We start from the raw sequence: 22,025 nt of genomic DNA on the forward strand, positions 1-22,025 counted from the left end.
GAATGAGGCTGTCCCATAAGTGTCTGACCTCACGCTGTAGGTTGAACACTATCAGCCTCTTTCAGTTTCAGTGCGTTTTACTGTGAGCTGGAGAAAATACTCACAGTATGCACACGTTTCTCGGTTTTAACGAAATTCGCTAAGATGTCTCCCTCTTCAAGCATTCACTCTTCACACAAGATCTCCTAATGCTTTTTCATTACGTTCAATCATTCGAATCAAATAGTTTTCATATAGCTCTTGTTCATGAGCCGTAAGCCCTTTTGAATAAATATGACCGCTTAAATCTTTTAAAGATGTCAAAAATTTCATCATTAACTCTTGTATCGTTAGTTCCGTTTTTAGCAGTTCACTTAATGAAGCCATTGTGCTTGGGTTGATATGAGGATAAGTAAATTTTGTCTGTTTTCCCTTTAATGCACATTCATAAAAACCTTTTATGATCTTGGCTCTTTCTGAACCGCTTCCATTAACACTTAAATAGATTTGAACAGCTACACCACCGCGAAGTCTGCGTTGTGAAATTCCGGCAATTTTTTTTCCGAAAATGCTTAAATCATAATTTCCTGGACAATAAGAGCCTATGATTTCACGTGCTTCAATCTTCACATCGTATTCTCGGAGCATATAGCGAATGAGCTCCCACATCGTATCATAGCCACGATGAATATCAATCCCTTTTTCTGTTTCCGGTAAAATTAACGAAAGATTTAACACACCTTCATCCAATACAACCGCAAGACCGCCAGAATTTCTCACGATCACATGGTATCCCTTTTCTTTGAGAAAATGGATGCCATCGGCTAAATACGGTACTTTTGTATCTTGAATTCCGAGCACAATAGTTTGATGATGAACCCAAGATCTAGCAACAGGTGCAGACTCACCTTTTCCAACTACATAACATAATGTATCATCAATAGCAAAAGATTGCTTAGCATCAAATTGAGGACCTATGCTTGAATGATCGATAATTCTCCACTCTTTTTGCCTTAATAAAGATAAATGTTGATCTCCCATCTTGAAGCGATCTCCTTTAACTAGTTGAAAGCGAAACCATTATACCATAAATTTTGGATGGGCACGCAGATATGTAATGGAAAAACCTGAGCAGTTTTAAAACTGTTCTCAGGTTTTCCTTAAAGCTTATAAAGCTTGGGCTGCCGTAATGAATGCAAGCTTGTATACATCTTCTGCGCTGCAGCCGCGAGATAAATCATTTACAGGTGCATTCAAACCTTGTAAAATCGGGCCGATAGCCTCAAAATTTCCTAGGCGCTGGGCAATTTTATAGCCAATATTTCCAGCTTCAAGGCTTGGGAAAATAAAGACGTTCGCATCTCCTTTAATCACAGAGTCTGGCGCTTTTTTCGCCGCAACAGAAGGAACGAAAGCTGCATCAAATTGGAATTCTCCATCTAATGTTAAGTGAGGAGCCATTTCTTTTGCTAATTTTACCGCTTCAACCACTTTTTCCGTTTCCGGAGATTTTGCCGAACCCTTCGTAGAGAAGCTTAACATCGCAATACGTGGTTCAATATCGAACATTTTAGCCGTATTGGCGCTTTCGATCGCAATTTCCGCTAAATCTTGGCTATCTGGTGCAATATTAATCGCACAATCAGCAAAAACATACTTTTCTTCACCGCGTACCATGATGAAAACGCCAGACGTTTTCTTAACTCCTTCTTTTGTTTTAATGATTTGCAGGGCTGGGCGAACGGTATCTGCTGTGGAATGAGCAGCTCCGCTTACAAGTCCATCTGCTTTTTTCAAATATACAAGCATTGTACCGAAATAGTTTTCATCTAATAATATTTCCCGAGCCTTTTCTTCTGTTACTTTTCCTTTGCGGCGCTCAACGAAGGCTTGGACCATTTCATCCATACCTTCATATTCATGTGGATCAAATATTTCTACATCATCTAAAGACACATTTAATTCATTAGCTTTTTTTTGAACCTCTTCTTTTTTCCCAACAACAATTGGCTTAAGCACTTTTTCTTCCGTTAAACGACCTACAGCTGTTAAAATTCGCTCATCTAATCCTTCTGGAAAAACAATTTTTATATCTTTACCGCTAATTTTATTTTTTAACGCAGTAAATAAATCTGCCATGTAAAAAACCTCCTTGAAGTATGGCAAAAGGGCCTGCCATGTATATGAAACATCATCCACTTTTTAGCATACTCCACTTATAAGTATTTTCAAACACGAAGCAACGAAAATAACGCTTTCAAACAAATTTCTTTGTTTTCAAAATAAAACTAATTTTCGCAACCGCTATTTTCTTGTTGATTATGATTGTCAACGTTTATTCACCGTGTTAGAGGCAAAACTATGTTATAGTATGAAGTGTACATAAATGAATTATTAGGGGTGAAAAACATGAGTGAAGAACTTCGTACAAATGAAGCGGCTGAAACGTTAGATGGTTGGTATTGCCTTCATGATTTTCGTTCGATCGATTGGAGTGCATGGAAAACATTATCAAGTGATGAACGTCAAGAAGCCATTCATGAGTTTCATGGATTGTTACAAAAATGGACCGCTGCAGAGAAAGCCGAAAAAGGAAGCCATGCTTTATATACAATTATTGGCCAAAAAGCCGATTTTATGTTCATGATTCTTCGTCCAACGATGGAAGAATTAAATGAAATTGAAACAGAGTTTAATAAAACGAAGCTTGCTGAATTCACGATTCCGTCCTATTCATACGTTTCCGTTGTTGAATTAAGCAACTATATTCCTAGCGGTGACGGTGGAGATCCATATCAAAATCCACAAGTGCGCGCCCGCTTATATCCAATATTGCCAAAAGCGAAGCACGTCTGCTTCTATCCAATGGATAAACGTCGTCAAGGAAACGATAATTGGTATATGCTATCCATGGATGAGCGCCGTAACCTTATGAGAAGTCATGGAATGATTGGCCGCAAATATGCAGGTAAAGTGAAACAAATTATTACGGGATCAGTTGGTTTTGATGATTATGAGTGGGGCGTTACACTTTTTGCAGATGATGTCCTTCAATTTAAAAAGCTTGTATATGAAATGCGATTTGACGAAGTAAGTGCTCGATATGGAGAATTCGGCTCTTTCTTTGTTGGAAATTTATTAGAGCCAAACAAAGTTGCAGCCTTTTTACAAGTTTAAGTGATTTTACTGTTTAGGGACTGTCCGATAAGTCCCTTTTTTATTTGGCTCTTTTCTAAAAGATTGTTGCTTTACTATACGATAGCTTTTCGACTGTCAAGCAAGCGAAACGCTTGCTACACGCTAAAGCGTGACGTGAACCGAACAAAAATCGTTCGGTTCATAGACAATCGAAAAGCAACAAAGTTTACGAAAACAGCCTTTTATTTTCCTCTCTTCTTTCCTCATCTAAAAAGTTCCATCTATTTGTCATAGTAATCGTCATTTTATCATACGTTTGAATGAGTATAAGTTTATTTGTATTTTCCCGTCATTCTCTTTATTGAACAAAGGTAATGGTGCCTCCATGAAAAGGCAGGTGAACAAATGGCAGTCGTTCCATATAACGAAGAAGAAGTGAAGCTATTAGCTCGATTAATTCGAGCAGAAGCTGAAGGTGATGGAAACTTAGGAATGCTTCTTGTCGGCAATGTCGGTATTAATCGAGTTCGAGCAGACTGTCTAGACTTTAAAGATATTCGTTCCATTGAAAGAATGGTGTTTCAATCACCTGGAGGCTTTGAAGCTGTACAAAAAGGCTACTTTTATCAAAGGGCTCGACAAAATGAAATCAACTTAGCGAGAAAGGTTATAGCAGGAAATCGGTATCATCCCGCAGAGGTAGCTTTATGGTTTTTCAAACCAGTAGGGGATTGTCCTGCCACATGGTATAACCAATATAATTCAGGACGGTATAAATCCCATTGTTTTTATTTTCCAGTTTACTCCGTTTGTCCAAGTGTTTATTAATTTAAAGGAGGCGTATTATGAATTCAAAAAACCAACGTCAGCAAACACAATATTCCCCTTATAGTATGCAAGGGCACCAGCCTACTACTAGTGTTCCATATGGTTTTTATGCCCCTAGCGGTTCACAAATTGGCACTGCTGCACCAGTTCAAGGGGTATCTGCTGGCCAATACGTTCCAGGTATGCTGCCACTTGAAGAATCTTATATCGAGAACATCCTTCGTTTAAATAAGGGGAAACATGCGACCGTTTATATGACGTTTGAAAACAATCAACAATGGAATGCTAAGATTTTTAAAGGAATTATTGAGGCAGCAGGACGCGATCACATTATTTTAAGTGATCCAAAAACAGGAAAACGCTATTTATTATTAATGGTGTATTTAGACTATATTACTTTTGACGAAGAAATTAATTATGTATATCCCCCAGGATTAGCTACTTATTCTCCAAGATAAAAAGAAAGTGTTGCTTGCCTTATCTTCATTTCTTAAATAGAAGCGAATATTTGATTCCTAGTATAAACTTAACCTTTTATTTATAGAACTTCGTTAACGTGAAAAAGGTTGACACTAACTGAATGTGTCAACCTTTCAGACTGCCCTCAAACGCATGCTATGTCACTTACAAGCGTGACGTGAACCGAACAAAACTCGATTGTCGGACAAATGTAATTTGTCCCGCATTCTTTGTTCGGTTCATGGTTTACGAAAACGGCCTATAAAAAGAACTTCTAATACGTTCATTTACCAAAGTTTAAATCCTGGAGAGCCTGGTGGTGCATTTTGAATCATATCGATAACCGGAACCGTGTAGGCTAATATGATGAGAATCGCTGAAACACCAATCCATAATTTCCAGTTTTCCAAAAAGAGAGGTGTTGCTTCTGCTTGCTCATTCACTTCACCAATTGGATACTCTTCATAACCTTTTGGAGACCAGAAAGCAAGGTATATAACAATATAAATCATGAGTAAAATTGCTACAAATAAAATAGCTCCGCCGACTGCCATTGCTGTTTGGTAAGGCATCCATGATAGCGCGACTGAATGGTCGCCGTAAGTCGTAAAGGCTGTACGGCGAGGTGCACCTAATAGACCAACCGTATGCATCGCACCTGACATAAAGAACATTCCGAAACACCAAAGAACCGTTTGAATGATGCCAAGCTTATTGATTTTGCTTGTTAAAGTTCTACCCGTTAAATGTGGAATTAGCCAGTAGGAAATTCCAAAGAAGGTTAAAGCTACTGATGTCGCAACTGTTAAGTGGAAATGGCCAGTAACGAATAATGTATTATGAACAACTTGGTTTAATTGGTTACTGGCATTAATAATTCCTCCGGCTCCAGCCGGAATGAATATAAGCATTCCCATAAACGGAGCAAAAAATCGAACATCTCCCCAAGGAAGCTTTTTAAACCAGCCAAACAAACCTTTTGCACCTTTTTCACGACCAGCAAGCTCAAAAGTTGCAAAAAGAGCGAATGCTGTCATAAGAGATGGAATAATAACCATAAATGTTAATACAATTTGAATAAATTTCCAAACAGGATCAATTCCAGATTCTAATATTTGGTGATGGAATCCAACCGGAATCGAAAATAATACAAATAGGACAAATGCTAAACGAGCAAGGGCATCACTAAAGACTTTTCCACCGATGATCTTAGGAATAACCACATACCAACACATATAAGCCGGTAACAGCCAGAAATAAACAAGCGGGTGTCCAAAATACCAGAACAGTGTACGACTTAGTAGAATATTAATTTTATCAACCCAACCGAATGACCAAGGAATAAATTGAAATAATACCGTAACAGCTACACCAATTGTTGCGATCAACCATAAGACCATTGTTGCCACTGCCATAAAGCTCATTAATGGAGAAGCTTTTCCTTTATTCGCTTTTTTCCATGTCGCATATTGATGGAACATGCCAATCCCGCTTACCCAGCTGCCGACAACGACAAGTGTTAAACCAATATAAAACCAAGGCGATGCTTGTAATGGAGCATAAAATGTATAAAGAACGGTCGCTTTATTTAATAAAATCATGACGGTTGTGATACTCGTTCCAATTGTCTTGAGCCAAAAGCCAAGCCATCCTGACTTATTTGAAAAATTCGTTAATGTCCCTGTTGTTCGGCTAATAGCTGAATATAAAAATCCAATGATAAAGAACGTTGTAAAAACTAAACCGAGTAATACGCCATGTGCTGTTAATAATTGATAATAACCAATGCCTGCTGGAAGTTCAATCTCTCCACTTCGTACAAACGTTTGTAAAAGTCCAGCGATCGCACCTAAAAATAATGCGACAAAAGCAACTGCAATATGAGACAACGCTATTTTTCCATCTTTTCTATTTACGGCTTCATTCATGCTTCTGTCACCTCGATCGTCGTACTCATTGCTTGATGGCCAACACCGCAATATTCATTACATAAAATTAAATAATTGCCTGGTTCTTTAAAAGAATATGTTAAGGAGTTTACATGTCCTGGCGTCACCATCATATTGACATTTGTTCCAACAATTTGTAAACCATGAACGACGTCTTTACTCGTTACTTTAATGTGAACCGTAGCCCCTTTTGGAATCTTCACATCGTTAGGGAAAAACGAAAATGCTTGTGCAATTAGAATAAGTTCATACTCATTTTCGCCAATCTTTTTTAAACCGGGCTCATTAAAAGGAGGTGTTTCATCAACCTTTTGCGGATCTAAAATCGTTAAGTCACTTGGAGGCTCATTCCCATGTGCAAAAGCCCCTACTCCAATAATGGTAAGAAACACCACAAGTGTGCCCACACCAATGATTAACCAAATTTTTTCGAGTTTATGCATATGCATTTTTATGCACCCTCCTTTATTAACGGCTTATAAATAGGTAGTAAACACCCATCCAGGACAAGAAGATAAAACCACCTAAGAACAATACAGAGACAAAAGCCCCTTTGAGACTCGGCTCTTCCGTTTGCTTTTTGATTCCCACGGAATTTTTCCTATTTTCCAAAGGAGCAATCTTATTCGCCACCTTAAACACCAGCCTTCCTTAATCGTTTATTTATACTGTAAAACCATTCAATTTTCCTATCTGTGATAAATATCACATTTATTTTTCCTTTTGTGACAGCTATATGAACAATCGAATTCATGCAAAATAAAAAGGCTGGTGCTAGCCTTGCTGCGTTGATCATTTGGAATAAAAGCACTTTTTGTGAGAAGTGAGACCTGTAACAACCGGCGAACCACCAATATTTTTACATTCAGAAGAAAAAAGACAAATAAAAAAGACTGGACAAAAGTCCAGCCTTACTTGACTAATTGTTTGAATGGAGACCCATAAAAAGCATCCACAATTCACGACTCTTATAAATATTTTATAACAGAAACCATTAATAAAATCCATGCGATTAAAAAGGAAACCCCACCAAGTGGTGTAATTGCCCCTAATACCTTTATTTGTGTTAAGCTTAACACATAAAGACTGCCAGAGAATAATAAAATACCGATAAACATGAGCCAGCCTGCCCAAGCAGCCATCCCAGCTTGCGGCAGTTTATCCATCACGAAAGCTACTGCAAATAAGCCGAGAGAGTGAAACATTTGGTAATGTACACCAGTTTGCCATATTTCCAAATATTTATCAGGAATTTTTCCTTCTAGCCCATGTGCCCCAAATGCGCCTAATGCAACAGATAAAAACGCGTTCAATGCTCCTAATATAAGAATGATCTTCATTGTTCTCCCCTACCTTTATTAAAAATCAAATATAGATTCGCCGTTTGCGTCGTCCTCTTTTAAATAGTTTGACACCATTTTTTGCTGCGGTTTTTTTATTCCCATCATTTTTTCGAGCTCTAAGTCGGTAAATGAATGCTGAGGCACGGTTTCTTGTATATCAGTAAAATCTGTTTCTTCTTTTCGTTCCTCAAGAACAACATCACATAATGAGCGAATGACAAGAAGTCGAGATTGAATAGCTTCCCTTGACTGACTCATTTTCGCTTTTTCTAGCTCTTCCCCTATTTTTAATAATATATTTCTCACTGGAATATTCAATTAGATTCCTCCAATCGTTCCATCTTTCCTCCTTAGCTTCCCTACAAATAGGCTATCAATAATACGGTGAGCCTGTAAAGCAAGTTTATCACTTCTCTACAAGTATTCACATTTATTTTCATGATTTGTTACAATAGAAAACAGTCGTCAAACAATATTTTAAAAGAGGAGGTTCTCATGGAAAAGACAGCACAATATATACAAAAGATTGGAAATGATCTTTGGTTAACAGAAGATGAACGGCAAAATTTAAAGATTAGTTACCGCGTTAAAGAGGTGCTTTTTTCGAAATCGTCTCCGTTCCAGCATGTCATGATTTTAGATTCATATGATTTTGGTCGTATGCTCGTTTTAGATGGTGTCGTTCAGACAACATCTATTGATGGTCATATATATAATGAAATGATTTCTCACGTGCCGCTTAGTATCCACCCGAATCCACAAAAAGTATTAATCATCGGTGGAGGGGATTGTGGAGTTGCTCGTGAAGTTTGCAAATATCCGAATGTAAAAGAAATTGATATGGTGGAAATTGATGAATTAGTTGTGAAGGCATGTAAGGAATACCTTCCTGAAGTGTCTGGAAATTTAAGCGATCCACGCGTCAATTTCTTATTTATTGATGGTGTCAAGTATGCCGCTGAAAAAGAAAATGAGTACGATGTCATTATTGTTGATTCATCAGACCCTGTCGGCCCAGCTGAACAGTTATTCTCAAAGGAATTTTATGTAAATCTTCATCGTGCGTTAAAAGAAGATGGTTTAATGGTATGTCAAAGCCAATCACCTATTTTCCATTTAGACGTATTAAAGCAATCCTATTCTCATTTAGCATCACTTTTCCCAATTACGAAGCTATACACAGCCGTTGTCCCTACATATCCTGGAGGCATGTGGAGCTTTACGATCGGTTCTAATAAATATGAAAATATTCATGTATCAAACTTCTCGAAAGAGACAAAATATGTGAACCAAGACATTTTAGAAGGCTGCTTTAAACTTCCTGAGTTTTTACAAAACGCATTAATAGATTTATAACATAAGGCACCGCTTTGGGTGCCTTATTGTATATCTTCGTTTGTTATTTCCCAGTCAATTTCTTCTTCTCCTATATGCTGTAAAAATGCATTCGTTCTAGAGAATGGACGGCTGCCAAAAAAACCACGATTTGCTGAAAACGGTGATGGGTGCGGAGATTCAATAATAAAATGACGATCTTTATCAATCATTTCTTTTTTCGCTTGTGCATGTCTGCCCCATAAAATAAAGACGATTGGTCGTTCTCGTTTATTTAATTGGCGAATAATTTCATCTGTAAACTGCTCCCACCCTTTTCCTTTATGGGAATTGGCCTGCCCTTTTCGAACGGTTAAAACGGTGTTCAGCAATAATACACCTTGTTTGGCCCATTTAACGAGATATCCGTGATTAGGTGGTGCGAAGCCTAAATCATTTTGAAGTTCTAAAAATATATTTCGCAATGAAGGTGGCTGCGGTACACCTGGCTTGACGGAAAAGCTCAGCCCATGCGCCTGATTAGGACCATGATACGGATCTTGCCCAAGAATCACAACCTTTACATTTTCATAAGATGTATAATGGAGAGCATTAAAAATATCATACATATTAGGATAAATGGTATAGTTAGCATATTCTTTTTTCAAAAACTCTCGAAGCTCTTGGTAATAAGGCTTGTGAAACTGGTCCTTTAAGAGGTTCCACCAATCATTTTTCAGCAATTGCTTCATCTATATACACACCTGCCTCATCATGCTAACACGCTACACCCATCATAAACACGGACTCCTATTTTGTCAAAACCGCGAAAAGGCGCGCCTCATCATGATCACCTCTCGTTTCGTTTTTTTCATTGTTTCACATGAAACGCCTCACATAAAAGTACATGAACGTCTATGACAAAATGGTATAGAAGAAGCATGAATTCGGACAATGAACACACGTCTTTTTCAAAGCACAAGACGAACAAAAAACAGAGCATGAACATTAGGAACTGTACCATTCAAAAAGTTTTTGAGATTTACAGACTTTCATGATTCTTCATATATTGAATGGTTTCCATAAGGCCGACCTCATAAGGTGTATTTGGCAGCGCTCCAATACGCTTTTCATATTTTTGACCTGATAATACGACAGGTTCCTCTGTTAAGTACATCATTTCATAAACCTCCCGCATATCTTGATTAAAGATTCCTAATAAAGCGATCATATTTTTCGTTACTTTTCGCACTTTTTTCTGAAAACCCGTTAATTCTCTTACAATTCGGATGATTTCATGTCCTGTTATCACTTTGGTTCCGGGAATATTCCAATGTTCATTGTACGTATCATTTCGTAAGGCAAGCTCGACAGCAGCCTTAGCCCCATCAGGTGTATAAACGTATTCTCGTGGAATGTGTAAAGGACCAACAAATAGTGCTGATTTATTTTGAATAATCGGCTTTAAAGTAAAATGCAAGGTCGTATTCACTGCATTTGGACCGTAGTAATCTGGGAAATGTGCAAATAAATACTTAACTTTCGATTCCTTTACCATCTTTTCTAATTGTAATCGTATTTTCCCTTTCTTCGTATGTGGATGTTTCGAAGTTTGCTCTGTCACTTTTTTTCCGTTTGAACGACCATATGCATAAACATTATCAATCATGATGAATTTTGCATTTTCATTTTTTGCTGCTAAAAGAACATGATTCATAATCTTTGGGTGTTCTATACTCCATTTCGGATAAGGTACATTAATGGCTTGAAAAATCCAATTTGCTCCCTTACAAGCATTGAAAATATCTTCCTTTTTTAATGCATCGCCTGTTACCATCGTTACATGCTTGTTCATTTTTGAAAATAAATCATGCATTTTTTTCTCATTACGAGCAAAAGCCACAACCTCAATGTCTTGGCGTTTATTTAATTCACAGACTAATGCATAACCCATTCCCCAAGTTGCTCCTAAAACAACAGCCTTTTTCATCACCTTTATACCTCCAAGGTTTTTTATTAACCAACGGTCAATAAATATTAAAAAAAATTATGTTTTTAAACCTCTTATTAAAAAGGAAGTGTATTCTTTTGCCAGATTTTTCACTTCCTCATATGATGTATCTGAATACACATATTTTGTGACAAATCCTATTAAAGCAAGGAATAAACACCAAATTTTTGATGGCGATAATGTATTTGGAACTAATTTTGCCACAGCTTCCGCAAATCGCTGATATGACTCATTTGGTCCAGTTTCAAAATAAGGTTCCATCTCTGAATTTTTTGTTAGAAACATAAACTCAAAGTGACTTTTGTAAGTTAAACCAAAATGTATAAATGTTAACAATATTTCTTTTAGTGCTTCTTCATCACTTCTGTATGATTTCGTTAAAGTTTGGATGAGCAATTGATCTAAAAAAGCATAATCCGCTTGAACAATCGCATAAAATAACTCCGCTTTATTTTTAAAATGATAATAAATAGCGCCATGGCTACAGTTTAACTCCTTCGCAATTTGACGCATGGAAACTTGATTATACCCTTTTTGCACGAAATGTTCTCTCGCTACATTGATGATTTTTTCCTGCGTTAGTTCTTCTCCTGTTATTTTTCGTGGGGTCAATATTGTGTCATCCTTTCTTATTAACCACTGGTTAATAAAATTATAAAAAGTTTATTCATTTATGTCAATGCTATTTTCTAAAAGATTGCTGCTTTACGATAGCTTTTCAACTGTCATAGGCAAGAGACACGCTTGCTATGTATTTTCCGCTTGTTTTCCTTTTATTCGTCCAATAGCCATTACGAACTTCATTATGAAACAATCAACAAATCTACTATTACCATATACGTTAGCATGCACCTTTATATGGAATGATAAAATGGTATAATTTGTTTAAAAAGGATGATAAAAAAGTAAAAGCCATAAATAAGTTGCACTGCTGCTTTCTTTAAAGGCTGCGAATCCCTATTCTTGTTGTGATTATTTTTAAGTGACCCGGAAGAAAGAGTTTTTTAGTTCAGGCAGAACTTAGGGGGAATTCAATTCATGCTCATTAATATTTTAGGGGGAATTATTGAAACTATAGCTATTACATTAATTGGTACACGACTCAATAATATAAAATATAGCCAAGTAGGGATTAAAGCATTAATAATTACAAGTTTTTTTACTTCCTGTTTCATTGTATTTATTAAAGAGGGGATAAAATGCTCAAATTAAAAAATGAAAGAATAATTAATCTACTATCTTTTTGCCTATTGGTTCTCGTCGTTGTCGCAAATTCATTTTTTTCAATTAAACAGTTTAAAGTTATTGAACAATTTAACAAAATACAAGCGAGCTTCCCATTGTTTACCGATTCCTTTATTATTGTTTTTTTAACTTCGATACAATTGATTGCGGGTATTACCGTGGTCATAATAGAAACACTATTTGTTACTTTTATTACAAATGTCATGACTAATAAAAAATTCAAATTTCGTAACTTTTTAACACCAATCATTTTAGCGAATATATTTTCTATCTTATTAAATATGTCTGTCATTTCTATTGCTCGTTTTGATCATTTACAAGATATTCAATGGCTGCGCTGGTTTCCAGGATCCCAAATATTACTAGCGGTTTTCATTTATCTATATTTTTCAATTTTAGATAGTGCCACTTCCATGAGTTCTAAAATTAAACTTAGTATCATTATATTTTCAGTAACTTATGGTTTAACACTTATCGTTCAATTGTTGATGACTTTTGTGTCATTCAATTAATCTTAGGAAGGAGATTTATATGGAAAAAAAATTTAAGTTTAAAATGAAGATCTTGTTCGTAATTTCCATTTTATTTATCTTGTTAGGAGTGTTTACTTTGATAAAAATTATTGCAAAAATATTGGGGAATTGAAGAAAAATGAAATACTTCAAATACAAACGATTAATAAAAAAAAGAAAAGCATTTGAAAATATAGAGATTTTATTTGGAACTTTTCTAAATAAGTATGCTGATGGCGATAAAAAATTATTGCTAACCTTTTTTTACAACGTAAATGTAGTCATTACTTTGGCTTCGATATTAGTACCAATTTTTGTTTACTCGCTAATTTATTCTTTTCGTTCATACATAAATCCTTTTTACATCGCAACTATCTATTTTTTTGTCACGGTTATGTTCACAGATATCAATAATGATGATTATGATCCGGTTGAGCTGGAGAATATTTCTCAGTGGATGTATAAAGCTCGAAAAAATAAATTTAAATTACTTATCATAGAAAAATTGTTGTTAACATTTGGAACAAAAATTCTTTTTTATTGTTTTTTTATGATTATTTTTATGAGAGAACTTCATTTTAGTTACACAACAATATTTTTGTATGAGTTTTTAGTATTAATAACTATTTTTTTTACTATTATTGTAAAATTCTTGTGGAGCAATCATCAGATTGTCTTTTTATTTATTCATGGGCCAAACAATACGAAAAAGAAAGAACATTTCATTCAATATAAAAATGACTTGCATTATGACAAGTATCAAATTGCTTTATCTCGATCTTGTCAAAATAGAACTTACTATTTATATATATTGTACACTTATATGTTCTCAGCAGCTTCTCTATTTATAATATGGATTATTAATTTTTATTTTAATAATCATAAATTTATTATTATTTCTGTTTATTTAGCGCTTGAAAGCACGATTATTAGTTTTATATCCCAAGGAATCATAAATAGCTCGAAAATGTTAAATTATTCTAATGTAAGTGATTATTATTATATAAAGAAGTTTTATAAAAAAAACTATTATGAGAATATACTTTCTAAGTTTCTTTCAAGAAGGCTCCTAGTAATCCTAATTAGTTATTATCTTGGTGTACTCATCCTTTATGGATTGTCATTATTTACAGCTATCATTGTTTTATGTTCAACAATTATCTACTTCTACTCAATAAAAATCATTACAAAAAGAGTCTATCGCTTTAAAAAATTATCAATAGAAGATATCAAAAACAATTTTTTTGTATATTTTTTCAATCCTATTGAAGATCTTTTAATTTTAGGATTACCTTTTATTACATGCAGTGTTCTAGCTTATTATTCAATGAAATTAGGAAGTATATATCCCATAATGGGCTTCTTTGCCGTGTATTCCAGCTTTTTAGTACTTTATCATTTTATAAAAGAGGGGTAAAAATGCTTGAATTGATAAACATAAAAAAAAGATATGGTGAATCAGCTTACATTTTTGATGGGATAAACTTGAAAGTAGATAAAATGAGTATTGTGGAATTACTTGGTGAAAATGGTATTGGCAAAACAACTTTGTTGAATATCATTAGTGGAATGACAAAATTTGAGGGAGAAATCAAGTTAAATAACATTTCATTAAAGGAAAATTTTAAAAAGTATATGAAAGGAGTCTCATTAATTGGTAATACACCATTCTTATACGACTATTTAACACCGTCCGAAACAATAGATATGATATTATCCTTCCTTAATAAAAAAAGTTTTGATGCTTCTCTGGATTATCTCATAGAAGAAATTGGGCTGAATAAATATAAAAATACCCTAACACGTGAACTGTCATTAGGAACTAGACAAAAACTAGCATTCATACTAGCATTTCTATCTTCGCCTACTTTAATTCTCCTTGATGAACCTTTTGTTAATTTTGATATTAGGTCAAGGAAAGTTATTCTCGATTATTTGAAAAACTATGTCATTGAAAATAATGCAATTTTAATTTATGCCAGACATTCAACGGATACTGATTTAGCTGATTTTCCAAATAAAAAGATCATTTTAAAAACGGATGAACATCTTAATAAAGTAGTTCTAGTGAGTGATAATCGTGAAACTTAAAATGTTTAGTATTTGTTTTATTATTTGTTCAGCTATAGGAATTGTATTTTTCTTTTTAGGCTTTTTACTACTTCCTAAAGAACAATTTAGCCCTGATCTACAACCTTCTTTTATTACAATTTTTAGTACGAACTTTGAAATACATTTTCTTACCATTGTTTTTTCAATTATTAGTTTTGGACTTTTTTCTATAATTTTTCTGTTTGAACAGTTTTTTTATTTAGGATTTGCTTTCCATAGCTTGGTAACAAAAACTTCCTTAAAAACAGCATATTCGTATTTTGCAGGTCACGGAATAGTTGAAGTCATAAATATGTTTTTAACGGCAGCAATAGGTTTGTATGTATCTGTGTACATTATTATTATGATTAGAAAAAAGGAATTTAATAAGAATTCCTTTATCACATTAGGAAAAAATCTGTTCATTCTATTAGTTATTGATTTAATGCTTTTGCTAATTGCCGCATTATTAGAAACATACTTATCTCCGTCATTAGTCGACAAAAGTTATATAATTTCTTAACCCGAGTTTGGTCAGTTTCAAATCATCATAACCACGATCCGCCGTTAATATTTCCGCTTTTTCTACAATTTCAGGTTGGCGCTCTTCCATTTGTTCCAATAAACGATGAGACTCGTTTATATCCAGTTCCATTGCTTTTGTGATGGAGAAAATTTATTTTTAAGCGTTTTCTGTCCATTGGGTGACAACTATTTGCGGACATCTCATAAAAAAAAGGCGAACAAAAAATTAAAATTTTTTGAATATTATAGAGGTATTTGTTACTTTTGTGTAGAATAAGAATAGGATAAGAATATTTTTTTATCTTGACTAACCTTTATGAGGTTGTCAATGATTTACAATTCTTATCATCCCCCCCTGCTACACAAATCATACTAGGTTTGAATGGTCGATTTTTACTTCCGGATTCAATAACAATAACGGTACAAGTTGAAAAGTTCGTGTTCATCGATTTTGTATCGTTCTTTCAGCCGATAGAGAGCTCAAAGTTGTTGAAAATATTCAATTCGTAAGGAGTGATGCAGATTGATTAAAAAGGATGTGGTAACGAGTCGTTGGGGTAATAAAGAGATTGTGACAAGCCCTTCTTACGGGGTCATTAAATCTATTTTTATTCCATCGAAGACACGCATTTATGAATGGGAACCGCTTATCTCCATTCAAACAGATGAAGGAAAAGAAATGCAAATAAGCGTTGGAGCAAATGGTGTAATTGAATCCTTCGCTGTCAAAGTAGGAGACCGTGTCATTCCAGGCTCTGTCCTTGCTTATATTAATGAAGATAAATTAGTTTCCGGTAATCATTAATCCTGGAAAAAGGAAAACAGACATCCGTTTGTAGACATAGTCTATATATAAAACGGACTTTCAGACTGAATGAAAACGCTTGTCATTCGAGTGACGAGCCCGATGAGAAGCGGAGTTACCAAGTACGGTAATGAGCGTTCGAAGAGGGCGAAGTAGCAAAGAATGCAAGCGTTTTGCGCGCAGTCTGAAGCAGATTATGATTAATTTCTGCTTTCCCTTTTTTGTATGATCATCTTTCGGAGTCTTTTATTTAAAGATTTCATCATCCACTCCCGAAATAATTCACGTTTCTCTTTCATTGTTAAATAATATTGTTCTCCTGCAGCTTTTTTTGCCCTTTCCGTTACTTCACGCATAGCCAACGCTGCCGCTACTGAAATATTTAAGCTTTGGACAAATCCTTTCATTGGAATCATAAAGGTGCCATCTGCCAGCTCTGTCGCCTTTTTTGAAACACCGCTATGTTCATTACCGAAAATCAAAACGGTTGGTTTACTTACTTCTAGTTCTTCGATCGGCACCGCTTCATCACATAATTGACTTGCATAAATTTGATAGCCTTTTTGCCGCAAATCAGAAATAGCCGTTTCGATATTCGGTTGATGATGCAGAGTCAACCATTTATCTGCGCTTCTTGTAACTAAATCATTGGGAGCAAAAGGTGCTCGTCCTGTTACAATCGTTATATCTTGAATCCCAAAAGCATCTGCTGAACGGAGTACAGCTGCTTGATTATGACCATCATCCACAGCCTCTAGCAAAATGGAAATATATCTCGTTCTTTCATTAAGTACATCATATAGACGTTTCAAACGGTCAGGAATAATGAATTCGACTATTTCACGGTCTTTTTCATCGACAATTCCTTGTTCAAATAGCTCAGAAACGAAATGTAAATATTCGCTTTGTGAATAAATCGAGCTCACATCATCTCCTCCTTTTCCATTTACCCATATCAGCAAATCCTCTTACATTATACTTTTTTCTAAAAAAATGTCTAATGTTCAACAACAATCGACATTTATCAGCAATTATTCACAAATAATCCCCTTAATACAAACATCTTTTCCACAAAACTTATCCACATATCCACATTTTTCATCCACATTTTGTGTGAGTACATTTGTTCCCTACAAAATATATTGATGTTATCAATATATTTATCCACAGCCTGTGAATAAATTCAGCCTCTTCATTTTTTATGATTTAACATTCGATTCTCAAAAATAATCATGAGCAAATTCCTAAATGACACTTAGCATGACGCTCTCGGTTATTGTATCAAGTAATCATATTGATCATAAAAAATAGCCTTTCTCCTTCCACGGAAAAAGGCTGTTTGCAATGCTCTTATAAAGATTCTCTACTTGATGTCCAATCCTTTTTTTTGAACAAATTCCTTCATATACATTCTTTTCGGGACTTTCAGCATATTCACCATTTGACCAGTCCACGTATCTTCACGTTCCCCTTTTGTTCTTTCCTTATAATATTGGGAAATGGTCTCATTATATTCGTTTAATAATTGTTTATAATGTCCTTGATCCTGTTCATACACTTCTTCATGATAAATATGTGTAAGAGGCAGGCGCGGTTTTTGTCCCGACATCTTTGCAGGATAACCGACTGTTAAGGCAAATAATGGGATGACTCGATTTGGCAGCTTTAATAATTCAGAAACTTGCTCCGAATTATTACGAATCCCGCCAATATAACAAATACCAAGACCCATTGATTCTGCAGCAAGCGCAGCATTTTGTGCAGCTAAAGTGGCATCAATTAGGGCAACCATAAATTTTTCTGTACTCTCTAACGAGGTGCTTACATCTACTTGTTCCATTTCTCCAGCTACTTCATGACGATGCAAGTCCGCACAAAAAATGAAAAGATGGCCATTATGTTCAACATATGCTTGATTTCCTGCTATTTCGGCAAGCTTTTTCTTTTTTTCAATATCTTTGATCCCAATTATTGAGTACGCTTGCATATAACTGGAAGTCGACGCTGCTTGGGCACATTTTACAATGGTATGTATTTGTTCATCAGTCAACTGCTTATCTTCAAAATGGCGAATCGAACGATGATTTAAAATCGTTTCAATTACTGGATTCATTTTGAAAACAACTCCTTTATTTCAAAATTTTCATCTTTACTGTTTCAGATTGTTTGTTATTAATCACTGATTGTTCATCACATCTACCGCTTTCCTATATGAATCATCAAATCTTAAATATGGGAAGATGTATCACCGATTTCTCCATCCCTTCTTTCATGCGATCATACCTTTTATTATAAATGAAACCACATTATTTTACATAACATTACGAATTATCTTAATATAAAATTTTTTCAATATTTTATTTTAAAATAATCTTTTGCATGTAAAAGAAAGCGTTTACTTCGCTAATTTTTCTATGGATAAGTTGCCGCAAAATTTAAACTTTACCTTTATATATTGAGTATGTATTTATTATTGTATTAAAATTAGTTTGTTTTCATAATTATAAATCCGTTGAAGGGGTTGTTAAATTGAATTCCAAAGTTACGACTCAAGGACTGTTAACGTTTTTAATACCGTCACTCATAGGTGTTTTCCTATTCATGATACCAATCCCTTATCAAAAAGGGGTTACGATTCCAATTGCGATTTTATCAAATTGGTTACAAGGGTTATTAGGTGAAAGCATCCCTAGCATCATGACTTTTATCATTTTACTTACGTTTATCGCAAGCATTATCACAAAAACAGTGAAGCCATCATTTATTATGGACAAGCCATTTCTTGCTAGTCTTTTTGATGTCAATCCTGTTTTATTTATCGCCCGAGGTCTGGCAGCAGTCTTTGCCATCATGACATTATATAAAATTGGACCTGAAGCGATCTGGTCTGAAAATACAGGCGGTTTACTATTAGAGTCACTACTTTCCGTTTTATTTACCGTATTTTTATTCGCTGGGCTATTTTTACCGCTGCTTTTAAATTTTGGACTGCTAGAACTATTTGCAGCGCTGTTAACGAAGGTGATGCGCCCTTTATTTAAGCTTCCTGGGCGTTCCGCCATTGATTGTGCTGCTTCATGGCTTGGTGATGGAACGATTGGCGTTTTGCTAACGAGCAAACAATATGAAGAAGGCTATTATACGAAACGGGAAGCGGCCATTATTGGAACGACATTCTCGGTTGTCTCCATTACATTTTGTTTAGTTGTCATTTCAGAGGTCGGCCTGCATCATTTATTTGTTCCGTTTTACTTAACGATTTTATTAGCTGGATTTGTCGCTGCGATCATTGCACCTAGAATCCCTCCTTTGTCCAAAAAACCAGATACGTATTACAATGGAAAGAAAGCAGAGGAAACGAGAGAAGCGATTCCAAATGGCTACTCTCCACTTCGCTGGGGAATTGAGCAAGCTGTACAGAAAGCGAAGAAAAATAATCATATGTCGAAAATTTTCCAAGAAGGCTTTCAAAATGTACTCGATATGTGGATGGGAGTTGCTCCAGTTGTGATGGCTCTCGGTACGTTAGCAACCATTGTTGCAGAATATACTCCTGTCTTTACATGGCTAGGAATGCCGTTTATTCCTTTCTTAGAGCTTATGCAAGTACCAGAAGCTCAAGCTGCTTCTGAAACAATGATTATCGGCTTTGCTGACATGTTTTTACCGGCTATTATCGGGGCAAGCATTGAAAGTGAAATGACTCGTTTTATTATTGCTTGTTTATCCGTCACTCAGTTGATCTACATGTCAGAGGTTGGCGGATTATTACTAGGGTCTAAAGTTCCTGTATCCTTCTTAGATTTAATCCTAATATTTTTACAGCGTACAATCATCACATTGCCGATCATTGTTTTAGCTGCACATCTCATTTTTTAAAAAAGGCTGTTTTCGTAAACTTTGTTGCTTTTCGACTTTTGTTCGGTTTATGTCACGCATAGCGTGACATAGCAAGCGTGGAGCTTGCCTAAGACAATCGAAAAACTATAGTATAGCAACAATCTTTTAAAAAAGAAGTGAGCTTGTCGCCTAAATCGACAGCTATTTTACATTCGACGCAGTGGAAGTTATGCTGCGCCTTTCTCATTTTCCCACTGCAGTACTTTTTATTCGCTTTTTGATGACTGATCATGGTATTTTTAGGGTGAACAATTTAAAGGAGGGAATGGGAATGGAAGCAAAAACGTTGTTCGATTTCTATCGTTATGTGCGTGCCAATACACTTCAGCTATTAGAAAATGTCACAGAAGAAGCTCTAGACGTGATCCCAGACGGCCATAACAACTCGATTCGTTGGAATGCTGGTCATATTCTCGTTTCAGAAACGTTCTTTTTTGGTGCCTTTTTGAAAAATGCAAAAGCTAAAGAATACGTCGATCTATTTAAAATGGGGACAAGTCCACGTCAATATGTTAAAAATCCACCGCATATATCAGAAATTAAACAATTGCTAAAAGATCAACAAGATGAGCTGCTGCAAGCATTAGAGGGACATTTAGAAGATGTTCTGCCAAAACCGATTACCATACAAAATGTTGAACTCAAAACGGTGAAAGATATCGTCCACTTTTCTTTATATCATGAAGGTTTACACCAAGGAGTTATCAATAGCTTAAGAAAAACTGTTAGCACCAATCGTTAACGTAAAAAAAACACTTACAGATCTTTAATACGGTAAGTGTCAGCTTGTAGACAAAGTCTATGTAGAACGAATGTTCAGACTGAATGAAAGCGCTTGTCATTCGCGGCACGAGCCCGATGAAAAGCGGAGTTACCAAGTACGGTAATGAAGCGCGATACGGGTGAAGTAACAAAGAATGCAAGCGTTTGTCATCAGTCTGAGCGTTTTTTTCGCTTAAGGTATGAGCATATTTCGATCATCTTGATTAACCCATATGGTCTTTTCAGAAAAAGAAATTCTTTTTCCTTCACGCTTCGGCATATCTGGATAGCCAATGTAAATAAATCCTAATACTTTATCTTGCTCCCTTAGCCCGAATAATTCGTTCATTTTCGGATGGTAAGCAAATTTTCCTGTTCGCCAAATAGCACCAAGCCCTAGAGCATGGGCAGCTAGAAGCATGTTTTGAATGGCTGCATTGACCGCTCCGACTTCTTCAATTTCGATCGCTTTCGGGTGATCAGACGGTTTAACGGCTACGGTAATGATAACAGGAGCACGAAATGCCTTTTCTTCTGCTTTTTTTAATTTCTGCTGATTTTCCTCTGTCATCGGATCATCCATGCTTTCTTTTTCTATCTCAGCAAGTGTTCTTCCTAAAAGGCGTCTTCCCTCTCCTGTTAAAACAAAAAATTGCCAAGGCTCTGTATGGTGATGATTCGGAGCCCAAACAGCCGCTTCCAGCAATTTTTCTATTTTTTCTTTTTCAACAGGATCAGGCTTCACTTTTCCAATACTTCTTCTGGCACGTATTGCTTCGAAAATATTCATACGAAAACCACCTTTCTACTATAACTCATATGATACTCAACACGTCCTATTGTTATGATCATTTTTATCATGCAGACCACTCTATCGTTTTTTTGATAATGATTATCATTACTATTACCACCTATTATACAACAGGAGCCCATGAAAAATCCATGCCGTTTATTTCTCGTAAATTATTTTTAAGTGCAAATAAACAAATATAGTAGACGAGTATTCCAAACGATTTAGAAGATAATGAAAGGATATGTACGAATACATTGTTTCATTTTAGTCAAATAGCAAATAATTTGCATAAATCAATCATTATTAGAGAATACAGAATTTTATCATTTTTTCATATTCAAGTAAACTGTAATATAGTTTAATATTTCAAA

General features: G+C 35.3%; 25 protein-coding genes. 12 read left to right on the plus strand and 13 right to left on the minus strand.

Annotation, left to right across the window (positions count from 1 at the left end; all coding sequences use genetic code 11):
- Nucleotides 1-171: 171 nt before the first annotated feature.
- Both J2S06_RS08645 and pta read right to left on the minus strand, forming a co-directional pair.
- Nucleotides 172-1,020, minus strand: coding sequence for a lipoate--protein ligase family protein (locus J2S06_RS08645; RefSeq protein ID WP_419152020.1), 849 nt, complete (start codon nucleotides 1,018-1,020; stop codon nucleotides 172-174).
- A 126-nt stretch (nucleotides 1,021-1,146) separates the two neighbouring features.
- Nucleotides 1,147-2,118 carry a phosphate acetyltransferase gene (pta, locus tag J2S06_RS08650; protein WP_419152021.1) on the minus strand — a complete coding sequence of 324 codons (972 nt, stop codon included), beginning with the start codon at nucleotides 2,116-2,118 and terminating at the stop codon, nucleotides 1,147-1,149.
- Between the two features lie 270 nt (nucleotides 2,119-2,388).
- Between pta and hemQ the strand changes: the two genes are divergently transcribed.
- From hemQ to gerQ, 3 genes are all read left to right on the plus strand, one after another.
- Entirely contained in the window at nucleotides 2,389-3,156 is a 768-nt protein-coding gene (hemQ, locus tag J2S06_RS08655; RefSeq protein WP_419152022.1) for a hydrogen peroxide-dependent heme synthase, read from the plus strand.
- A 366-nt stretch (nucleotides 3,157-3,522) separates the two neighbouring features.
- Complete coding sequence (locus J2S06_RS08660; protein ID WP_044894325.1) at nucleotides 3,523-3,945, plus strand: cell wall hydrolase; 423 nt, start codon at nucleotides 3,523-3,525, stop codon at nucleotides 3,943-3,945.
- 17 nt (nucleotides 3,946-3,962) lie between these two features.
- Nucleotides 3,963-4,403, plus strand: coding sequence for a spore coat protein GerQ (gene gerQ, locus J2S06_RS08665; RefSeq protein ID WP_044894324.1), 441 nt, complete (start codon nucleotides 3,963-3,965; stop codon nucleotides 4,401-4,403).
- 288 nt (nucleotides 4,404-4,691) lie between these two features.
- On the opposite strand, the gene J2S06_RS08670 is transcribed toward gerQ, so the two are convergent.
- The 5 genes from J2S06_RS08670 to J2S06_RS08690 form a co-directional block, all read right to left on the minus strand.
- Nucleotides 4,692-6,332, minus strand: coding sequence for a b(o/a)3-type cytochrome-c oxidase subunit 1 (locus J2S06_RS08670; protein ID WP_419152023.1), 1,641 nt, complete (start codon nucleotides 6,330-6,332; stop codon nucleotides 4,692-4,694).
- Entirely contained in the window at nucleotides 6,329-6,802 is a 474-nt protein-coding gene (locus J2S06_RS08675; RefSeq protein ID WP_044894322.1) for a cytochrome c oxidase subunit II, read from the minus strand. Before J2S06_RS08675 ends, J2S06_RS08670 begins: the two co-directional genes overlap by 4 nt.
- A gap of 19 nt (nucleotides 6,803-6,821) precedes the next feature.
- Nucleotides 6,822-6,995 (minus strand): cytochrome c oxidase subunit 2A, encoded by a 174-nt coding sequence (locus tag J2S06_RS08680; protein WP_419152024.1) that lies wholly within the window; start codon nucleotides 6,993-6,995, stop codon nucleotides 6,822-6,824.
- 326 nt (nucleotides 6,996-7,321) lie between these two features.
- Complete coding sequence (locus tag J2S06_RS08685) at nucleotides 7,322-7,693, minus strand: DUF423 domain-containing protein (protein WP_044894906.1); 372 nt, start codon at nucleotides 7,691-7,693, stop codon at nucleotides 7,322-7,324.
- Between the two features lie 18 nt (nucleotides 7,694-7,711).
- Nucleotides 7,712-8,014 (minus strand): YwdI family protein, encoded by a 303-nt coding sequence (locus J2S06_RS08690; RefSeq protein WP_044894907.1) that lies wholly within the window; start codon nucleotides 8,012-8,014, stop codon nucleotides 7,712-7,714.
- Nucleotides 8,015-8,191: 177 nt separating this feature from the next.
- On the opposite strand from J2S06_RS08690, the gene speE reads away from it, so the two are divergent.
- Entirely contained in the window at nucleotides 8,192-9,052 is an 861-nt protein-coding gene (speE, locus tag J2S06_RS08695; protein ID WP_044894908.1) for a polyamine aminopropyltransferase, read from the plus strand.
- Between the two features lie 23 nt (nucleotides 9,053-9,075).
- On the opposite strand, the gene J2S06_RS08700 is transcribed toward speE, so the two are convergent.
- The 3 genes from J2S06_RS08700 to J2S06_RS08710 form a co-directional block, all read right to left on the minus strand.
- On the minus strand, nucleotides 9,076-9,762 hold the full coding sequence (locus tag J2S06_RS08700; protein WP_419152025.1) for a uracil-DNA glycosylase: 687 nt from the start codon (nucleotides 9,760-9,762) through the stop codon (nucleotides 9,076-9,078).
- Nucleotides 9,763-10,052: 290 nt separating this feature from the next.
- The gene (locus tag J2S06_RS08705) at nucleotides 10,053-11,000 is read right to left on the minus strand and encodes an NAD(P)H-binding protein (RefSeq protein WP_419152044.1); all 948 of its coding nucleotides are present in this window, start codon (nucleotides 10,998-11,000) and stop codon (nucleotides 10,053-10,055) included.
- 57 nt (nucleotides 11,001-11,057) lie between these two features.
- A complete protein-coding gene (locus tag J2S06_RS08710) occupies nucleotides 11,058-11,633 on the minus strand; it encodes a TetR/AcrR family transcriptional regulator (RefSeq protein ID WP_419152026.1) in 576 nt (191 codons plus the stop codon).
- A gap of 426 nt (nucleotides 11,634-12,059) precedes the next feature.
- Here J2S06_RS08710 and J2S06_RS08715 point away from each other — a divergent pair, with 426 nt between their 5' ends.
- The 6 genes from J2S06_RS08715 (at nucleotide 12,060) to J2S06_RS08740 (ending at nucleotide 16,199) form a co-directional block, all read left to right on the plus strand.
- On the plus strand, nucleotides 12,060-12,233 hold the full coding sequence (locus J2S06_RS08715; protein ID WP_419152027.1) for a hypothetical protein: 174 nt from the start codon (nucleotides 12,060-12,062) through the stop codon (nucleotides 12,231-12,233).
- Complete coding sequence (locus J2S06_RS08720) at nucleotides 12,221-12,778, plus strand: hypothetical protein (RefSeq protein WP_419152028.1); 558 nt, start codon at nucleotides 12,221-12,223, stop codon at nucleotides 12,776-12,778. Before J2S06_RS08715 ends, J2S06_RS08720 begins: the two co-directional genes overlap by 13 nt.
- A gap of 139 nt (nucleotides 12,779-12,917) precedes the next feature.
- Nucleotides 12,918-14,195, plus strand: coding sequence for a sugar transporter (locus tag J2S06_RS08725; protein WP_419152029.1), 1,278 nt, complete (start codon nucleotides 12,918-12,920; stop codon nucleotides 14,193-14,195).
- A gap of 2 nt (nucleotides 14,196-14,197) precedes the next feature.
- On the plus strand, nucleotides 14,198-14,869 hold the full coding sequence (locus tag J2S06_RS08730; protein WP_419152030.1) for an ATP-binding cassette domain-containing protein: 672 nt from the start codon (nucleotides 14,198-14,200) through the stop codon (nucleotides 14,867-14,869).
- Entirely contained in the window at nucleotides 14,859-15,392 is a 534-nt protein-coding gene (locus J2S06_RS08735) for a stage II sporulation protein M (protein WP_419152031.1), read from the plus strand. The genes J2S06_RS08730 and J2S06_RS08735 overlap by 11 nt, the downstream gene beginning before the upstream one ends.
- A 525-nt stretch (nucleotides 15,393-15,917) precedes the next feature.
- On the plus strand, nucleotides 15,918-16,199 hold the full coding sequence (locus tag J2S06_RS08740) for a biotin/lipoyl attachment domain-containing protein (RefSeq protein ID WP_235357059.1): 282 nt from the start codon (nucleotides 15,918-15,920) through the stop codon (nucleotides 16,197-16,199).
- Nucleotides 16,200-16,399: 200 nt separating this feature from the next.
- Here J2S06_RS08740 and J2S06_RS08745 read toward each other — a convergent pair whose 3' ends face one another.
- Entirely contained in the window at nucleotides 16,400-17,125 is a 726-nt protein-coding gene (locus J2S06_RS08745; RefSeq protein WP_419152032.1) for a TrmH family RNA methyltransferase, read from the minus strand.
- 437 nt (nucleotides 17,126-17,562) lie between these two features.
- A complete protein-coding gene (gene nfsA, locus J2S06_RS08750; RefSeq protein WP_419152033.1) occupies nucleotides 17,563-18,312 on the minus strand; it encodes an oxygen-insensitive NADPH nitroreductase in 750 nt (249 codons plus the stop codon).
- A 488-nt stretch (nucleotides 18,313-18,800) separates the two neighbouring features.
- On the opposite strand from nfsA, the gene J2S06_RS08755 reads away from it, so the two are divergent.
- Complete coding sequence (locus tag J2S06_RS08755; RefSeq protein ID WP_419152045.1) at nucleotides 18,801-20,078, plus strand: YjiH family protein; 1,278 nt, start codon at nucleotides 18,801-18,803, stop codon at nucleotides 20,076-20,078.
- 292 nt (nucleotides 20,079-20,370) lie between these two features.
- Nucleotides 20,371-20,841, plus strand: coding sequence for a DinB family protein (locus J2S06_RS08760; protein WP_044894922.1), 471 nt, complete (start codon nucleotides 20,371-20,373; stop codon nucleotides 20,839-20,841).
- Between the two features lie 213 nt (nucleotides 20,842-21,054).
- Here J2S06_RS08760 and J2S06_RS08765 read toward each other — a convergent pair whose 3' ends face one another.
- The gene (locus J2S06_RS08765; RefSeq protein ID WP_044894923.1) at nucleotides 21,055-21,651 is read right to left on the minus strand and encodes a nitroreductase family protein; all 597 of its coding nucleotides are present in this window, start codon (nucleotides 21,649-21,651) and stop codon (nucleotides 21,055-21,057) included.
- Nucleotides 21,652-22,025 lie beyond the last annotated feature (374 nt).

The organism is Bacillus alveayuensis (assembly GCA_030812955.1).
Classification (GTDB): domain Bacteria; phylum Bacillota; class Bacilli; order Bacillales; family Aeribacillaceae; genus Bacillus_CB; species Bacillus_CB alveayuensis.